The sequence below is a fragment of the Staphylococcus sp. FSL W8-1207 genome, assembly GCF_038003745.1.
In the GTDB taxonomy this organism is placed as follows: Bacteria; Bacillota; Bacilli; order Staphylococcales; family Staphylococcaceae; genus Staphylococcus; species Staphylococcus equorum.
Map to the genome: position 1 here is coordinate 145,287 of NZ_JBBOPU010000002.1, position 17,638 is coordinate 162,924.

General features: G+C 33.8%; 19 protein-coding genes and 1 pseudogene. 3 read left to right on the top strand and 17 right to left on the bottom strand.

Annotation, left to right across the window (positions count from 1 at the left end):
* Window position 1 precedes the first annotated feature (1 nt).
* From NSR03_RS10375 to NSR03_RS10410, 8 genes are all read right to left on the bottom strand, one after another.
* The gene (locus NSR03_RS10375; RefSeq protein ID WP_193018574.1) at window positions 2-571 is read right to left on the bottom strand and encodes an HK97 family phage prohead protease; all 570 of its coding nucleotides are present in this window, start codon (window positions 569-571) and stop codon (window positions 2-4) included.
* Complete coding sequence (locus tag NSR03_RS10380) at window positions 558-1,763, bottom strand: phage portal protein (RefSeq protein WP_340719205.1); 1,206 nt, start codon at window positions 1,761-1,763, stop codon at window positions 558-560. Before NSR03_RS10380 ends, NSR03_RS10375 begins: the two co-directional genes overlap by 14 nt.
* A gap of 188 nt (window positions 1,764-1,951) precedes the next feature.
* Complete coding sequence (locus NSR03_RS10385; RefSeq protein WP_340719222.1) at window positions 1,952-2,476, bottom strand: hypothetical protein; 525 nt, start codon at window positions 2,474-2,476, stop codon at window positions 1,952-1,954.
* A 291-nt stretch (window positions 2,477-2,767) separates the two neighbouring features.
* Window positions 2,768-5,035 (bottom strand): phage/plasmid primase, P4 family, encoded by a 2,268-nt coding sequence (locus NSR03_RS10390; RefSeq protein WP_340719223.1) that lies wholly within the window; start codon window positions 5,033-5,035, stop codon window positions 2,768-2,770.
* An 89-nt stretch (window positions 5,036-5,124) separates the two neighbouring features.
* Window positions 5,125-5,436 (bottom strand): hypothetical protein, encoded by a 312-nt coding sequence (locus tag NSR03_RS10395; RefSeq protein WP_340719224.1) that lies wholly within the window; start codon window positions 5,434-5,436, stop codon window positions 5,125-5,127.
* Between the two features lies 1 nt (window position 5,437).
* On the bottom strand, window positions 5,438-5,617 hold the full coding sequence (locus NSR03_RS10400; protein ID WP_340719225.1) for a hypothetical protein: 180 nt from the start codon (window positions 5,615-5,617) through the stop codon (window positions 5,438-5,440).
* Entirely contained in the window at window positions 5,614-5,919 is a 306-nt protein-coding gene (locus NSR03_RS10405; RefSeq protein WP_340719226.1) for a helix-turn-helix domain-containing protein, read from the bottom strand. The genes NSR03_RS10400 and NSR03_RS10405 overlap by 4 nt, the downstream gene beginning before the upstream one ends.
* Window positions 5,920-5,922: 3 nt before the next feature.
* Window positions 5,923-6,141 carry a helix-turn-helix domain-containing protein gene (locus tag NSR03_RS10410; protein WP_285324408.1) on the bottom strand — a complete coding sequence of 73 codons (219 nt, stop codon included), beginning with the start codon at window positions 6,139-6,141 and terminating at the stop codon, window positions 5,923-5,925.
* Between the two features lie 195 nt (window positions 6,142-6,336).
* On the opposite strand from NSR03_RS10410, the gene NSR03_RS10415 reads away from it, so the two are divergent.
* Together NSR03_RS10415 and NSR03_RS10420 are read left to right on the top strand one after the other, a co-directional pair.
* Entirely contained in the window at window positions 6,337-7,026 is a 690-nt protein-coding gene (locus NSR03_RS10415) for a helix-turn-helix domain-containing protein (RefSeq protein WP_340719227.1), read from the top strand.
* A complete protein-coding gene (locus tag NSR03_RS10420; RefSeq protein ID WP_340719228.1) occupies window positions 7,027-8,199 on the top strand; it encodes a tyrosine-type recombinase/integrase in 1,173 nt (390 codons plus the stop codon).
* A gap of 24 nt (window positions 8,200-8,223) precedes the next feature.
* On the opposite strand, the gene NSR03_RS10425 is transcribed toward NSR03_RS10420, so the two are convergent.
* The 9 genes and pseudogenes from NSR03_RS10425 to eda all read right to left on the bottom strand — a co-directional run bounded on the left by NSR03_RS10425 (window position 8,224) and on the right by eda (window position 16,504).
* The gene (locus NSR03_RS10425; protein WP_261698074.1) at window positions 8,224-8,544 is read right to left on the bottom strand and encodes an ABC transporter transmembrane domain-containing protein; all 321 of its coding nucleotides are present in this window, start codon (window positions 8,542-8,544) and stop codon (window positions 8,224-8,226) included.
* Window positions 8,545-8,792: 248 nt separating this feature from the next.
* Window positions 8,793-9,614, bottom strand: coding sequence for an SDR family oxidoreductase (locus NSR03_RS10430; RefSeq protein WP_069821036.1), 822 nt, complete (start codon window positions 9,612-9,614; stop codon window positions 8,793-8,795).
* Entirely contained in the window at window positions 9,614-10,645 is a 1,032-nt protein-coding gene (gene uxuA / locus NSR03_RS10435; protein WP_002511377.1) for a mannonate dehydratase, read from the bottom strand. The genes NSR03_RS10430 and uxuA overlap by 1 nt, the downstream gene beginning before the upstream one ends.
* A 2-nt stretch (window positions 10,646-10,647) precedes the next feature.
* Window positions 10,648-12,054, bottom strand: coding sequence for a glucuronate isomerase (gene uxaC, locus NSR03_RS10440; RefSeq protein ID WP_069821024.1), 1,407 nt, complete (start codon window positions 12,052-12,054; stop codon window positions 10,648-10,650).
* Window positions 12,055-12,069: 15 nt separating this feature from the next.
* Entirely contained in the window at window positions 12,070-13,365 is a 1,296-nt protein-coding gene (locus NSR03_RS10445) for a TRAP transporter large permease (protein ID WP_002508524.1), read from the bottom strand.
* Window positions 13,362-13,871: a TRAP transporter small permease gene (locus NSR03_RS10450; protein ID WP_002508525.1), complete on the bottom strand. Its 510-nt coding sequence runs from the start codon at window positions 13,869-13,871 to the stop codon at window positions 13,362-13,364. The genes NSR03_RS10445 and NSR03_RS10450 overlap by 4 nt, the downstream gene beginning before the upstream one ends.
* Window positions 13,846-14,883: pseudogene (locus tag NSR03_RS10455) on the bottom strand (TRAP transporter substrate-binding protein). The gene NSR03_RS10450 and the pseudogene NSR03_RS10455 overlap by 26 nt, the downstream one beginning before the upstream one ends.
* A 29-nt stretch (window positions 14,884-14,912) precedes the next feature.
* A complete protein-coding gene (locus NSR03_RS10465; protein ID WP_069821025.1) occupies window positions 14,913-15,884 on the bottom strand; it encodes a sugar kinase in 972 nt (323 codons plus the stop codon).
* A gap of 2 nt (window positions 15,885-15,886) precedes the next feature.
* Window positions 15,887-16,504 (bottom strand): bifunctional 4-hydroxy-2-oxoglutarate aldolase/2-dehydro-3-deoxy-phosphogluconate aldolase, encoded by a 618-nt coding sequence (gene eda, locus NSR03_RS10470; protein ID WP_069821026.1) that lies wholly within the window; start codon window positions 16,502-16,504, stop codon window positions 15,887-15,889.
* Window positions 16,505-16,652: 148 nt separating this feature from the next.
* Between eda and NSR03_RS10475 the strand changes: the two genes are divergently transcribed.
* On the top strand, window positions 16,653-17,597 hold the full coding sequence (locus tag NSR03_RS10475) for a LacI family DNA-binding transcriptional regulator (protein ID WP_046465030.1): 945 nt from the start codon (window positions 16,653-16,655) through the stop codon (window positions 17,595-17,597).
* Window positions 17,598-17,638 lie beyond the last annotated feature (41 nt).

Sequence of the window (17,638 nt, forward strand, 5' to 3'; positions counted from 1 at the left end):
ATTATTTAATCTCCTTTGTAAATAACTTATTTAAGTTAATTTTTGCTTGGTTAATTTGTTGCTGTCTGATTTCTGCATCTTGTATTTGATTTCGAGCTTCTACAGATGTTTCTGAATAAGCAGGAAAGTTTACTACAGAAAACTCTAATACTTTATCAATTTTAGTTATCGTGCGTGTTCGTCTTTCAACATCGTATTGACTGCCGTCTGATACAGTGAATCCGAATGACACGCCACCTAAATCACCACGTTTGATAGATTCATATACGGAACGTGCTTCACTAGTGTTTGCCAACCTAGCCCTAAAATGCATACCTGCATCATCTTTCCATATATCCATCGTTTTCGGTGATTTAGCTAATGGTAGACGATTAACATCATGTGACACTAAAAGACGTGTGTCATTGAATTTCAATCCGTCCAGCGCATTACGTTTCACAACTTCGGTATAACTGCCATTTGGTGTATTAATAAGTGCAGGTTTATCAAATACAATTGCTGTACCTTCAAGAATCATTTCATCATCTGAATTGGTTTCTGCTTGTATTTCTGCTGATCTAATTTCCTTCATCGGTGTTATCCCCCTTATCTCCCATTTGGTAATTCTTAGCTAGCGTCTTTTCAATATAATTAAGTGACTGTATACGTTCGTCCCCATCTTCTACATTAGGTAAGTTGAGTAAATCCAACGCTTGGTTAATCGTGAGTACGCCCAACGGTAACAATTCTTTAATAACATTCGTTTTCGATTTATTACTTGCATACTGTAATTTAGATGATTCAAATACAATACGATTCGCAAACGCCTTTTCACGTTCACTAAATATCTTTTCAGTTAATTCTGATGATATTTGTATCGCAAAAGGTTCGACGATAGACTCGAAAAATGCTTGCCATTGGTCTTCGTTATAGTTACCAGTCACAATTGATTCATTAATACCGAGATAGTCGTATATCTTTTGTTTAACTGCATCTACCTGTGACGTGTCTATTTGCACATCTGATACATTTAACGGTTGGTAATCCATTGACTGATCTATTGGCACCACGCCGCCATTATTAGCCATTGAAAAATAATTATTCATAAATTCTTCTTTAGCTTCTTTTAACTTACTTGGACTTAATGCTTGGTTGTATTTCACAATGCCACGTATTTGAGCCGAGTTTTTAATTGCTTCTTGCAGACCTTGATTTTGCGTATGTGCCAATTCTAAGGCTCCCATAATCGCATCGTTACTATCGCCTAGTAGCTCGTTACTGTTAAAGTGTCGGCGTAATATTGCCACCTCTGATATATGGAAGTGAACAATCTTACCTTCTTTGAACAGACATTTGATATATACTTCGCCTGCACCATCTACCACAAACTCAACACTATTCGGTGTAAGTGGGTATAGCCCCGATAAGTTACCTCGATTATCCTTTTGTACTAATATAAAAGCGTTATTGTATAAAAAGTATTGTGTTGTAATCTTGTACAAGAAATCGTAACCACTCATATATGGATTCGGTCTATCTTGTAATAATCTATTTAATTTAGAATTTTTCGTTTCATTTTTAGAATTATCAATCACATGCTTACCACTTAACTTAGCAACGTGTCGTGCGATTGCATCTACTGCTGAACGGTATATATCATTGTCATATGCTTGTCCTGTAAACGATGATAGTGATTGAAAACCACCACTCAACATTTCAAAATTCTTCGTCTGTTGTTCCTTATATTGTTCTAGTCCTAGCATTTTATCTATCCATTTCGGCACTTGCTCACCTACTTTTATTAATTTTTATACTTGATATACTTTTTATACTTATATTCATCTATATTATACCACATCAGGGTATACAATTCCATGTTTGTCAAGGGTTTATACCCTATTTAGATATAAAATGTCTTGAATATCTTTAAATGTCGAAGCGCTTCTACATTTGAGATTAAATTTAGTGTTATTTATTTAAATGGTACTCTTTTTCTAATCAATAATTCTTCATTTCTTTCCCCTCTTTTTCCGTAAGTTTTGAAAGTGTACTTTTTAAAATATCGTGTATTTTTTTGAGTTTCAGTCCATAAACAAACTGGAACGTTTATTGTGTCAGCAATTTTTATCACACTGTTCATTAGTTGCTTACCATGACCTTTTTTGTTTGAATGTAAAGCATCTACTTCTATCATTAGTGGAACATTAAAACATTCAGCGTGATTCTCGTTAGGTCTACGCAAATTAAACGCTATAGTCCCTTTAAAATCTTTTGTAAATAGTTGTATGGTTTTACCAAGCGGCAAAATATAGAAATCATTATCTGCTAATTTTAACAGTTCTAAAATAAAATTAGAGTCGATTTTTTTGGAACTATTCACTAATATTTTTAATAAACCAGATTTAAATGTTTCTTGGTTAACCTCCACATTGTTTTTAAAATTATTATTTTTAACCATACGTTCAAAGATATTATGTTCAATTTCAGTTATAGTCATATTAAAATCTCCCTTTTTATATCTTGTAGCATTTTAACGCTACAAAGCTACAATCACGCTACATCTCTAAGCCCTTTCACATCAACGTTTACAGCGTTTTTCGTAGCGAAACTACAAATTTCTATACTCGCTCAATATATTTATATATATTTTGTTACTATAAATATATTCATTTGATAAAAAACTACGCTACAGCTACAATAATCCTTTAACCTGTTGGTGTGACTGACTTCAAGCGTGTAGCGCATGTGTAGTTTTTGTAGAATTACCTTCATTTTTCGCTACATTTTATTATTTTTTCTTAAATCCAGCTCTAACAACTTCTTTACCACTAATGATATATCGAACTGATTTTTTCCAAACAACGCCTAACTCATTCTCGATTAATGTTCTGAAATCAGATTTATCTATTGGGTTTCTTACATAATTACTACTACACCATGCTTTATAGTCTGTGTATGTGTCTGTGTCTGGTGTGTTTAAAAAGTAGTTTAAATCTCGATTTTCTAGGTACTCGCTCAACGGATTGTTATTATCTTTAAACGTTTCCATAGTTCTATCTGAACGCTCATTTTTAGTGATACGTGATCCAGAACGTTGTAACATTTCGGCTAGTGTGTCGATAGCTAATTTCAATACGTACTCTTTAGCACTTTCACTATAAATTTTATTAGTACTTTCAGAAACAGATAATCTTTCTTCATCTTTAAAACTGTGTTCAAATGGTATAATGTGCAAACGTTTATTTATTTGTTGGCCACTTTCTTTAAATTTAGGATAGTGATTACTCGCAATTATAAAAGGTGTTTGCATTCGGACAGAACGGCTACCTTTACCCTTTTCTTCTATTTCGAGATATCCTCCAGTAACGGCAGCTTTGATATTTCCACTGTCCTCAATTTCAATATTTGGTAAATCATCAACAATATTTGCCATTTTTCCGTATACACTTGAACCTGCAAAATTATTATTTGCTAAACGTTGTGGGCTAACTGATGATATTTGACCTCCAGAATCAAAAGTCGCACTTATCATATGTTGTACAGTTGATTTCCCGTTATCTGCCACAGTACCCAATAGATACAGTATTTGGTCGATAAGCAATTCTGGATATAATACCTGCGCAAACATTTCGTGAATGTTTTTGATGGTTTCTTCATGCTCACACGACACTTTATTTATAGTTTGATCTATAAATTCATCGTAAGCATCTGGATTATATGCTGTCGGTAGTTTGTCGATAATAAAAATGTCTGGTGTAAATTCTTTAAATGCTTTCGTTTTATAGTGAATTAGTCCATTTTTAGCAGCTACATAATTAGAATTAACTTCAGTTTGAATTTTGCAAGTATCAATAATATAGTTACGTACTTCCTTCACTGCGTTATCTTTTAATATTTCTAAACTTCTGATAATCTCACGTGTTTTACGCCCAGTTTTATCTATTTCATAAATACCACTTTGAGGATTATAGATATAAATTTCACCGTCAGCGTCTGGATATCTTACAAATTTATATTCTTGTAACACGTATTCAGCCATAACTGTATGAGCGAACGTTGGTTTTCTGTTTGTGTCACCTTCTGGATAAATCCACCATGATTTCTTTTTGATTACTCGTGATTTAACTAAATTTATTTTGAAATCATCTGTTAATTTTTTATACACTTCATTTTGATTACTAATAGCTTTATCCAGTTCTAATTTCCCCCACGTTGTACTACCACGCTTACTATCCCATTTATCAGTTAAGTTATTATAGTCTGTGAATATACGTTCCATCTGTACCTTATCTTTACCAGTATAGAAAGCCAAATAGTGTAGTAAACTTTGTACTGCTTCGCTAGAGCTATCAAAATGTTTTTCAAAATGCCCCTTTAACAAATCACTAATTTTATCTTTAGATTTAGATTTCAACATGATATTTAACACTTCTTCATCAGATAAATTACTTTTATGATTAGGGTCATATGTGATTGTATTTTGCGATTCTTCCATTTTAAAATATCTTTCAACAATATTATTAATAGTTTCTTGCTCATCACAAATTTCGCTTTGTCCGATGGTATGACCTGTAACTGTCATAAATCTACTTGAATCATATAATTCAATATCTAAATCTTTACGTTTCTTTTTGCGTTTATCTGGCAATACACCTTTAAAGAAACAATGTAGCCCTGTTCCACTAGGCGACAACTCACAATAGGTTAATTCAGTCATTTCTATTGCTAGATCAGTTTGTAATTGACCTGTATCAGGATTGACTGCATCATCTATATCCAAACAAATGTAATTATCATCATCACTTAATACAAAACCTATGCCATTATATTGTTCGTCACTATCACAAAGTGAAATGACATCTTGAAATTCGAGCCATGTATTAGCATTTGTAGAGCTTGCTTTATGACCTTCTGTGCTATATGGGACTTTACTATATACTTGTTGTTTTTCTATCCATTCAGCTCGCCACAGTACCCATTTATCAAGTTGTTTCAATTCTTCTGGTATTTCTTCTTCGTTTACTTCTATAATTTTATCTAATGTTGTTATAGCCACATAAAGCCCCCTTTTTTTCTAAATTTGTAGATACATAACGTAATTTTTGCTATAATTGAAATACATAAAGTTTCTTTAACATTCATTTCTTACGCGTTATCTGATTCAGTCGCCAAACTTTCATCAGTAGCGCTTTTTTCTTGCTTAATATTAATTTGAATATCATCGTGCATGTTCTCAATATCTCTTCTAATAGCTAGTAACGTGCTTTCAATTACATAATTTTGCTTAATGTTGTTATTAATAGCTTGGTGATATATAGGCTCGTTATTTCTGACTGCATACTCTCTTTCATCTTCCAATTCTGATGATTCCATTCCGATATAGTCGAGAACGCTCTGAACCTTATTTCTCAAATCTGCGAACCCAACACTTTCTTGTACTTTTTCTGAATAATTCATCTTATTTTTCCTCCAATAATTGTTTTCTAATTTTTCTATCGTTAAACCATTCTGTTATAGCCCATGATGTAAACGCTAGTGGTGTGTATAAAGCCAAACTATTAAATATATCCTCCGTCACATAACCTACTGCAAATGATGTCAATGAGCTTGCTATAATTAAGCTATTAAATAATTTCATTTTGTATTCACCTTCTTTAAACTTTTTAAATCGTTGTTAGTAATATCCATCTGCGAAGTAATGTGATCCATGAAATCATCTACATCAGACTTCTTAAAACGGTATGTGCTACCTACACGAAAATATTTCATTCCGTTTTTGATTAGCAAATCATCAATAGTTGGTTTTGATAAATTAAGATATTTGGATAATTCGTTATAGGTCATAAAGTATTTCTCTTTTGCCAATTCTTCTACACGTTCATCAATTGCTTGCTGTAGCAACTCACGTGCTTCATCTTCATCAATGCCGATATTAAACATGTGTTACGCCTCCTTTTGTTCAAATTCGAATAGTTCTTTTATTTCGACATCTAATACATTTGAAATCTTTTTCGCTAATTTTGCGCTCGGATTACGTTTACCATTCATTATTAAACTCATGTATGAAAGGCTCACATCAGTTTCGATTGCTAATTGCGAAAGATTATAACCTTTTAAAAACATGACTTTCTTTAAATAATGGTATTTAATATAGATACTCATTTTTTATACCTCCAATCTAACTGAATTGCATTCATTCAAAAAATTGAATATTTGAAGGATTGCTTTACAAATATAATTAAACCACATAAATAAAATAAGTGCAAGTTTTTTTCAATATTTGTGGATTTTTGTAAAGAAAACATTCATAATGATGTAAGAGGTGAGGAAATGATTATATGTACTTTAAACAAATTAATGGAAGAAAATAATAAAACTCAAAGCGAGGTAGCTTCTAAAACTGGTATCACTCGACCTACATTACTGTCTTTAATAAGAAATGATAACCAAAGCATACGATATGAAACTATTAACCAATTATGTAATTTCTTTGATATTGATATGAGTGAATTGCTAGTGTATTCGCCTGTAGAAGTTAAATTTAAAAATGTTTTATTACAAAAAATACCAGTGACAACTAACCATAAAATTACAAGTGAAAATTCGAGTGTTATAGTTTCATTAATATATGAAATAGGCGGTTTAGAATTTGAATTTGATACCAATCTTAGTGTTACTAAAACAAGTAATTCTCTTCAAAATTCTGGGAAATTCTTTTTTAACATTTTGATATTTGAAGATGAATATAACTCTTTGGTATCTAAGGGATTTAATAAAGATTTTGTGAAAACTTATAACGATTCCATTGGTTTAGAAAATTTAATAAAAGAAAAATTAAGTAAAGCAAATCTTGATACTGATTTTAAAATCAAACATTATGAAGTTGAGATGAACACTTTAAAACGTAAAGAAAAAGAATTTGACGATTTGTTCGAAGAATTAAAATCTCTAGTTGATACAATTCCATTTGAAGATAAAGATAAAGAAGAAATGTTAAAAAAAATAAACGATATAAAACATACGAATACTAATTCTAAAGGTGATTAAATGGCAAGCTATGACCAACTCAATAATAAATTATGGCGTTACCGTATATCATTAGGTAAAAGCCCTGTAACTGGTAAATATGAATATATATCTAAGACTGGATTTAAACGCAAATCAGATGCAAAGAATGCTGCTGAATTAGTTGAGAGACAAATAAGAAACGGTGAGTATATCGCACCGTCCACTCATACGTTCAACTATGTAGCTGATGAATGGATTAAACACTATAGTAGAGATGCAAAAGTAAGTAGTGTGAGGGTACGTGAGAAGGCTATACACCACGCTAAAAAGCTATTTGGTAACAGAAGTATACAAACGATAACTAAGCGTGACTATCAAGCGTTTGTGGACGATATAAGCGCTCGATTTAGTAAAAATTATGTAGCTAGTATTGTAAGCTCAACTAACCTTATATTTAAGTATGCGTTGGATATGAAGATAATTGCTAAGTCGCCTATTGAGGGAATTAAGAGGGCTAAATTTAAGCCTACTGTTGAGGATTTAGAACAGAATAGCTTACAACAAAAGTTTCTTGAAAAAGATGAATTATTTAAATTTCTAAGCGTTGCTAAGCACCACCACAAGCCACTGAATAGCTTTGAAGTGTTCGTAAGTCTTGCATATCTCGGATTACGTGCTGGTGAATTACTGGCGCTTAAATGGTCTGATATTGATTATGAAGAAAGTACAGTGAGTATCACAAAGACTTATTACAATCCAAACAATAATAAGAAAAAATATCAGATACTTACACCAAAAACAGAATCATCAATCGGTAAAATTTCAATAGATCCTAACGTTATTAAGTTGCTTCAAGATTATAAATTGAATGTGCAAGACAAATGGAAAAATGAGCTGTACGTGGATAATGACTTCATATTCACAGACAATAACGGCTATCCTCTTGTTTTTAAGAAGTTGTCACAGTGGATTCAGGCGATTATGTCACAGACTAATATTAATAAGAATATTACGACTCACTCGTTCAGATATAGCCATTGTAGCCTTTTAATTGAAGCAGGTGTACATATCAAAGAGATTCAGGAACGGTTGCGTCATAAGGATATACAAACAACTATGAACATCTATGCAAGTATCACAAAATCATACAAAAAAGACGCTTCCCAAAGATTTAGTAACCTCATGGAAAACGTCTCGAAAGAATTATTTTAAAATTTTTATGTCAAAATTATGTCATTAAAAAATACTAAGTGCCTTCAAATCAACGTTTGAGGGCTGTTTTACATCATTACGCATATCACGCTCTATATTCGTACCTAACTTATGTCCCCAATATGTCACGATAAATTTAAGTACCGCTACAATTCCAAAGACAAACAGCAATGCAATTCCAAAAATCACTATGAGATTCCATTGATTAGTAGGTAATAAACGGTCAATATATATACTTGTAATAAGCGGGAAAATTAATTCCAACAAACCTACAACAATTGCCGAACCAAAATCTAAGAAAAACAAACCTTTATATGGTTTGTAATAGCTAAAAAATGCTTTCACAACACCCCACCTATTCTATAATTCAATATTTTATTTATTCTTTACATATACTTTATATTATGGAGTAATTGATATGGATTATCAATAACATTCAAATCATATTTTTGACATTTTAAAAAGTGAATTTATAACACTTAAATAAATTTTCATTTCATTCCTTTTCATCTTTACCATATAAAATAGCAACAAAAAATAAACTCCTTAACCAATGTTGAATTAAGGAGTTTATTTTAAAATTTATATCTATTCTATACGCCAGAATAAGACGAGAAGCCGCCATCTACAGGAACGACAATACCTGTAACGAAGCCACTTAATTCTTTATCCATCAACCAATAAAGTGTGCCTAGAATATCTTCTGGTACACCGAAACGATTCATTGGTGTTTGTGAGAGAATTTTTGAAGCACGTTCTGAATAAGAACCATCTTCATTTCTAAGTAAAGCTTTATTTTGAGCTGTTTCAAAGAATCCAGGTGCAATTGCATTCACTCGAATGTGACCGGCAAAGTACGTACTCAACCATTGCGTAAAGTTACTTACAGATGCTTTTGCACCACTGTATGCTGGAATCTTAGTCAGTGGTGTAAATGCGTTCATTGATGAAATATTAATAATTGTACCTGCCTCAGATGAAACGACATCTTTACCAAATACTTGAGACGGTAAAAATGTACCTGTGTAATTTAATTTAAATTCTTTATCAATACCATCTTCTGTTAAATCAAAGAACGTTTTATCACCCTGTTCATCATACATTTCATCATTTGTTGTGGCATTCGGGTTATTACCACCTGCGCCATTAATCAGAATTGTAACTGCACCAAATGTATCGTTATATTTAAGTTTCGCTTGTGTTAAAGCATCTTTATCTAACACATTTGCCACTAATGCGACTGTTTGTTGTCTTTCTTTATCAATTTCATCTTGTAACTCAACAATTTTATCTTCAGAACGTCCTAAAATACCAACGTTGGCACCTTTTTCTACAAGTCCTTTGACGAACGTTGATCCAATAACACCTGTTGCACCAGTGATTACTACATTGACTCCTTCAAATTGTCTTGACATCATTTGCTCACTCCTTCAATTAAACCATTAATATAAGTTGCGCCTAATGCTCTATCGAACAATCCATAACCCGCTTTACCTGTTTCGCCCCAAATCATACGTCCGTGATCTGGTCTGATTGTGCCCTTGAAGTTAATATCTTGCAGTGCTTCTACAACAGCTTTCATATCAACGGAGCCGTTTTTAGATAAATGACCTGTTTCCAAGAATGAATGTGAATCTAGTCGTTTCACGTTACGCATATGCACGAAATGGATATGCGCGCCAAACGTTCTAATCATGCTTGGTAAATCATTTTCTGCTAATGAACCTAAAGATCCAGTACAGAAACAAATACCATTATTTTTACTATCATTTATAGAAAGTAAACGTTCATAGCTATCTTTATTTTTAATGATACGTGGAATACCAAATATAGGCCATGGTGGATCATCCGGATGTATCGCCAGATCAATGTCATGTTCGATTGCAGTTGGTAATACACCATCTAAGAAGTACTTCAAGTTCTCCCACAATTGCTCATCCGATATTTCACGATAAGATGTAATTAAATGATTCATTTCTTCTCTCGAATAACTTTCGTCCCAACCTGGTAAGTTTAAATCGGTCGTTAATGGATCAATATCTTTTAACTGATCATGTTTATAAATCAACGTATTAGAACCATCAGATAATTCATAGTCTAATTGTGAACGTGTCCAATCAAAGACAGGCATAAAGTTATATGTCACTGTCTTAACACCATTTTCAGCTAAATTCACTAATGATGTCTTATAATTTTCAATCAGTTCATCACGTTTATCTGTACCTAATTTAATTTCTTCACTTACAGGTAAACTTTCAACGACTTCAAATTTCAATCCTGCCGCTTCGATTGTTTGTTTTAATTTTGCGATTCTTTCTGTTGTCCAAACCTCACCTACAGGTACATCATAAATTGCAGAAACGATATGCTTCATGTCTGGAATTTGTTTAATGTTCTCTAATGTAACTGGATCATCTTCACCGTACCAACGAAATGATAATTCCATCGTTATACCTCCTTAACGCCTTCTATTTTGAATAAATTCACTGCATTGTTATAGCAAATATCTTTTAACATTTGTTCAATTGTTGCATCTGATAAGGCAATCTCACCTTTTTCAATCTTGTCTCCTAAGAAATTACATAAAATTCTTCTGAAATACTCATGGCGTGTATAAGAAATCATGCTACGTGAATCTGTCAGCATACCTACAAATTTAGCTAATAAGCCGACGTTCGCATAATCTACTAAGTGCTGTTCCATGCCTTCTTTCGTGTCATTAAACCACCATGCAGCACCTAATTGCACTTTATGCTCGCTGTTAGTAAAGTTACCTGCAGTAGCTTGAACCATAAGATGATCATTACCATTATTAGGATAAATAATCGTATCTGATAGGGCATTGTGTTGTTCAAGGTGATCTAGCATCGCGTTCAATGTTTTAGCGCTTAGTTGTTCACCTACACTATCGAACCCACTGTCAGTACCTGCGACTTCTAACATTTTCGAATTATTATTTCTAGTTGGTCCTAAATGGAATTGTACGACCCAATTTAATTCGTTATATACTTTACTAATTTCAGTTAGAATGTAACCCGCTAATTCGTATTGTTGCGTTTCAGAAACTGCTTCACCCTTCAACATGGATTCATAGATTGCCGTAGCTTCTTCTGTTCTCGCATACATTAATGGTGCTTTTTCAAAACTTTGGTCAGAACTTCTTGCACCTTGTCTATTAAAATAATGAACACGTGTTTTAAGTGCTTCGATATAACTGCTTAAAACTTTAATTTCACCGTCAATCGTTTGATCAAGCTGCTTAATCTTGTCTTTAACCGTTGTTTCACTTAAGAATACGTAACTATCTGGTCTGAACGTAGGAATCACTTTAAATGTTACTTTTTTATCTTGATTTAATAATTTGTGATATTCCAAATCGTCACATGGGTCATCCGTTGTACAAACTACAGCTACGTTACTTTGTTTAATTAAGTTTTGAGGTGTATGTGATGATTTCGCTAATTTACGATTTAAAGATTTATATAGCTTTTTAACATTCACTTTATCTAAATCAGCTTCTTCGTTAAAATAGCGTTTTAATTCAAGTGAACACCAGTGATACATTGGGTTAACGATTGAATAAGGCAACATGTTCATAAATGCTTCAAATTTATCGAAATCATCTGCATCACCAGTAATTAATCCTTCTTCTATACCGTATGCTCTCATTAAGCGCCATTTGTAATGATCTCCGGCTAACCACAATTGCGTAATGTTTTCATAGTTCTTATTTTCATAAATTTCTTTTGGGTCTAAGTGACAGTGAAAATCATAAATTGGTAGATCTTTAACCTTTTGATATAACTTTACTGCTGTTTTATTATTTAATAAAAAATTGTCATTAATTAATGCCATGTTATTGCCCCTTTTCTATAATCCTAATAATTTAGGAAGGAATAATGAAATTTGCGGAATGAACGTTACGATTAACAATAAAATAATGAGTGCGATAAAGTAAGGCACTAAATATTTGAATACTGATTCCACACGAACACCGCCGACACTCGCACCAACAAATAATGCACTACCAACTGGTGGCGTGATATTACCTATACATAAATTAAATGCAATTAAGATACCAAAGTGAATTGGATCTAAACCTAAAACTTCTGAAATAGGTAAGAAGATCGGTGTGAAAATCAATACTGCTGGTGTTATATCCATAAATGTTCCGATGACTAATAAAATTACGTTCATCATCAGTAGTAAAATGATTGGATTATCTGTCATTGATAGAATGCCATTTGAAATGGCTTCAGGTAGTCCTGTATAACTCATTACGAGTGAAAATAGTGCAGAAGCTGTAATCAAGAACAGAATCATACCACTAATTTCTGCCGTTTCTTTGATGACGTTAGGTATTTGTTTGAGTGTCAGACTTTTATATATTAGTGATAACACTGTAGCGTATAACACTGCTACTGCTGCACCTTCTGTTGCTGTGAATATACCTGACACAATCCCGCCAATGACTACGATAATTAAAAATAGACTTGGCAAAGCATCTAATGTTAAAAATAATTTATCTTTCCAACTAATGCGTTCAGATACTCTGTAACCTTGTTTCTTCGCCATAACATAAGCCACGATCATACAAGCAACGCCCCATAAGATACCTGGTATATAGCCTGCGATAAATAGTGCTGCTATTGAGGTGCCACCACTCACAAGTGAATACACAATCAATAGTGAACTTGGTGGAATCAATAAACCAGATGGCGCAGATGCTATATTTGCCGCTGCAGAGTATTCTTTTTTATAGCCTTGTTTTTCTTCCATTGGTCCCATGATGCGTCCCATTGCGGCCGCCGCAGCGACACTAGAACCAGAAATAGAACCAAATAGCATATTACCTACAATATTCGTATGTGCCAGTGAGCCAGGTAATCTACCTACTAACACTTTGGCAAAGTTCACTAATCTAAAGGCGATACCACCGTTATTCATAATAATACCTGCCAAGACGAATAACGGAATGGCAAGCATTGTAAAATCATCAATGCCCGTAACCATACGCTGTGCTGCCGTTATAATCGTTACATCGAATGGTAATATCATTAATAACGTTATGATAGAACTCAAAATAATAGCCAATGCGATAGGCAAGCCGAATATCAAGAAAGCGAAGAATGTGATGAACAATACTAAACCTGCTGCAAGTGTCATACACGCTCACCCCCGTCTTCTTGATTGGCTTCTTTAACTGCTTCAAGTTCTCCTTTATCTAACAAGTTATATATTGCGTAGAAAATGATAAAGATGCCCGAAACAGGTAATGCGCCGTACATCGCTGCCATAGATAAGCCAGTAGATGGTGCAATTTGTGACCATGTTAAATTCACAACTTCATAGCCACCCCAAATCATGAGTACGAGTGCTACGATAATGATTATGACGTCTGAAGCCTTTTCCATAATAAGTTGTATTTTTTCAGGAAATCTTTCTCGAATAAATAAAATGGCTATATGTTGTTTTACACCAAATACATAACTGGCACTGAGCAAACCAAACCAAATCAATAAGAATCTAACGATTTCTTCACTCATTGTACTTGGACTATTCAAGATAAAGCGTGTAGCAACTTGATAAACGGATAATATAACCATTACAAAAAGTGCAATACCGGCTAACGTGAGGAGGAGTTTATCAATGATCTTTTTTGCTTTCTTCATAAAGCTGCTCCTCCTTCTCGATTAGTTTATAATCATCTTTTGTATCTGGGTTCTCTTTAAATTCATCTTGTAGAGGCTGAGAAGCTTTTTTGAAAGAAGATTTATCTACGTTATGGAATTTCACACCCATGTCTTCTTTGGCTTTCTTTTTAGCCTCTTTCACTTCTTTATCCCAAATTACTTCATGTTTTTCAGTAGAATAAGCTGCTGCATCTTTCAACCATTTCTGCTGTTGTTTCGTTAAGTCATCATACGAGTCTTTGTTCATAATCAAGATATCTGGAACAATTGCGTGTTCCGTATAATGATAATTTTTAGCAACTTCACCGTGGTTGTTTGTTGTGAGTGAAGTTTCATTATTCTCAGCTGCATCAATCACACCCGATTGTATCACTGTATATACTTCACCGTAATCCATTGGTGTCGGTGTGCCGCCTAATAACTTAATTAAATCAACACTCGTTTTACTTGGTTGAACTCTTATTTTCATACCTTCTAAGTCACTATTATCTTCAATTTTTTTATCTTTCGTGTATATATTACGCACGCCAGCGTCATAGTATGTGACCCCTAGAAACCCCTTATCTCCAGTGGATTTGAAAAACGCATCTTGTACTTCTTTTTTTTTCATAACATGACGATAATTCTCTTCTGATTCAAATAGATATGGCATGTTAAACAATGAATATGTTGGAGAAAAGCTTTCCAATGCAGCCGATGACACTTTAGTCATTTGTATTGCATTGGTCTGCGTCATTTCAATTGCTTCACGTTCACTACCTAATTGACCATTGGGATAAATGTTAACTTTAAGTTGACCATGAGATGTTTCTTCTAATCTTTATTTAAAAATATCAAGTGATTTATGAACCGGATGGCTCGTCGGTTGATTATGCGCTAACATAATTTCTTTTTGCTTCCCTTCCGCATTAACATAACTATGAGGAAGTGATAAAGCTAACATTCCCGCTATAAAGAATGCGCTTACAAATAGTGTTAAAAATTTTTTCATATATCTCTTATGCCCCTTTGTTTAAGGTTCTATCGACTAAGCCCACCGAAATGAGAGGATAAATTATGCACATCGCTTTCTTCTACACTTAATGCATCCTCGTTTGTCGTATGTTGTAAGACTGAACATTTCGTCGCAAAATCTATAGTCTCGTCTAATTGCCAATTACGAATCATTCCATGTAAGACACCAGCCATAAATGCATCACCGGCTCCAATGCGATTCAATACCGTATATTGATAAGCTTGGCCTTCAATATAGCTTTGTTGCGATAATATAATACCTTGTAATGTACTTTGCTCAATATCTCTATTACTGGAAGCCATTACTGGTATCTCATATTGTGATTGAATCGTTTCAGCACATGTCTTCATATCATCTTCTTCAGAATTTGTCTCAAGTAAATGCGTCGCATCCTTTTTACCAAAGAAGAGTACGTCAACAAGTGGCAGTATCGACTTGATTACTGGTACGGCTTCTTCTTTAGACCACAAGTTACTTCTGAAATTAATATCAAATATGATTTTAACGCCTTGTTGCTTTAATTTAGATAGTGCATCAACGATATGTTGTCGTACTGCTGTATTAACTGCCAATGTAATACCAGTCAATACAAAGTAATCACCACTTTGTATTGGCAAGTCATCGATGACGCTTGACCCATATTCTGCGAAAGTTGAATGTTCGCGATCATAGATGACTTTACCACTTCGGAAGTCAAAGCTCTCTTCCATATAATATGTGCCTATTCTACCGTCTTGTTGTTTCAAAAATGTTGTACCTACTTGTGTCTGATACAGCTTTTTCATAGCTAAATTGCCTAATGCATGTTGTGGTAATACCGTTAACATTTCAGTAGCGTGCCCAAATTGAGATAAGGTCACGAGCGCATTTAATTCTGCACCTCCAACATTAACACCAAAGGTATTGGCATCTTTCAGTTGTTTGTAATCAGGTGGAGTATAGCGTAGTAATACTTCTCCAAATCCAAATACCGTCATAGTTATACCTCTCTTTTTAGTTCAGAAATATATTGCACTAAAGCTTCTTGTCCTTGTTGTTGATAAATTTTTGTAATTTCACTGCCAATGCCTACTGCAAAACTACCTGCGTCTAACCATTCTTTTTGATTATCTTTACCCACGCCACCAGTTGGAACAACCTCAATTTGTGGTAATGGACCTTTGAAATCTTTGATAGATTTAGGTGAAAATTGTGTTGCTGGGAATAGTTTCAATACTTTACAACCATAGCGTAACGATTCAACCATTTCTTTAACCGTCATGCATCCTGGAATATAAGGAACGTCATACAAGTTAGCGATTTTAGCTGTTTCCTTATCAAAAGATGGACTTACAATAAATTTAGCACCGTTTAAAATCGCTGTACGTGCCGATACACTATCAAGTACAGTACCTGCACCAATGAGCGCATCTTCTCTCTTAGATAATTCAGCAATAATTTCTATCGCATTTGGTGTCGTTAACGTTACTTCGATAATATTAAGCCCTTGTTCTATAATTAGATTCGAAATATCTAAAAACGTCTCTGGGTTGTCTGTACGCATTACTGCAATGTGTTGACCTTCTTGAATATACTTCATCGTATCTCTTGAATTCATCTTTACATCTCCTTATAAATTTCATCTTTTGTGTTTGACCTCTGAAAAATAACAACGTTGTTATTAAGATTCAAAAAAATATTCTAACGCTTATCTCTATGGTATAATTAATTCTAACTTAAATCAATCTATTTCAAGGAGAACTTTTATGGCTGTAACTTTAAAAGACGTTGCCGAAGCCTGTGGTGTCAGTTATTCCACGGTCAGTAAAGCATTAAAAAATTCCCAACTCGTTAAACCAAAAACAAAACAAATGATTCAACAAAAAGCGCTTGAAATGAATTACATACCTAATCATTCGGCCCGAGCACTCGTTTCTAAAAGAAGTGGCACGATTGGATTAATTTGGCCTTCTGTAGATCGTGTTGCTGTGACCCATCTCATTTCAGAAATTAATAGAGCCATTAAATCACTCGGTTATGTCATGTTTGTTTCAATCGATGACGTTGCGGCCGCTTCAAAGAAATTTGTTGAATTTGGCTGTGATGGTATCGTTATCTTTGATGAAGGTGACAATTCAAACTTACCGCCTGAAATTTATAATAACGTTCCGGTGGTCGCATATGGTGTAGACAGAGACATTCCCTACCCGATTATCAATGTCAATCATGCAGAAGCGATGATTATGGCCATCAATGCCTTATTAGAACAAGGTATCCAAACGATTGATTACATAGGCGATATTAATACAAACGACGCCCGTCAAATCGCTAAAAAAGATGCAATTACTAATTATTGCAATGCACAAAACATCACCTATCGTATTATCGATTCTAATGGATTGAACGCGATAGAAGCAGAAGCATCCGTGAAGCAACATTTGAAAACTGACACGCTTTCTCCTGGCGTGATTTGCGGAAGTTACGATATTACTGTAGGGACGATTAATGCCATTGGACCTGAGAATCAACCAATGATTTACTCTTACGATAATATTCCACAAATTAAAAAATTAGATTATCCTGTCAATGCTATCGGTGTTCCTACATCTGAAATCGCTCAACAAATCGTGACTACATTAGATAAAGTTATTAAAAATGAACCAACCGATGCAGCATATCATTTACATCCATCATTACAGAATAATATTTAATACATGCAAATTTCATTAAATTAACAAAGCGACCCTAGCTA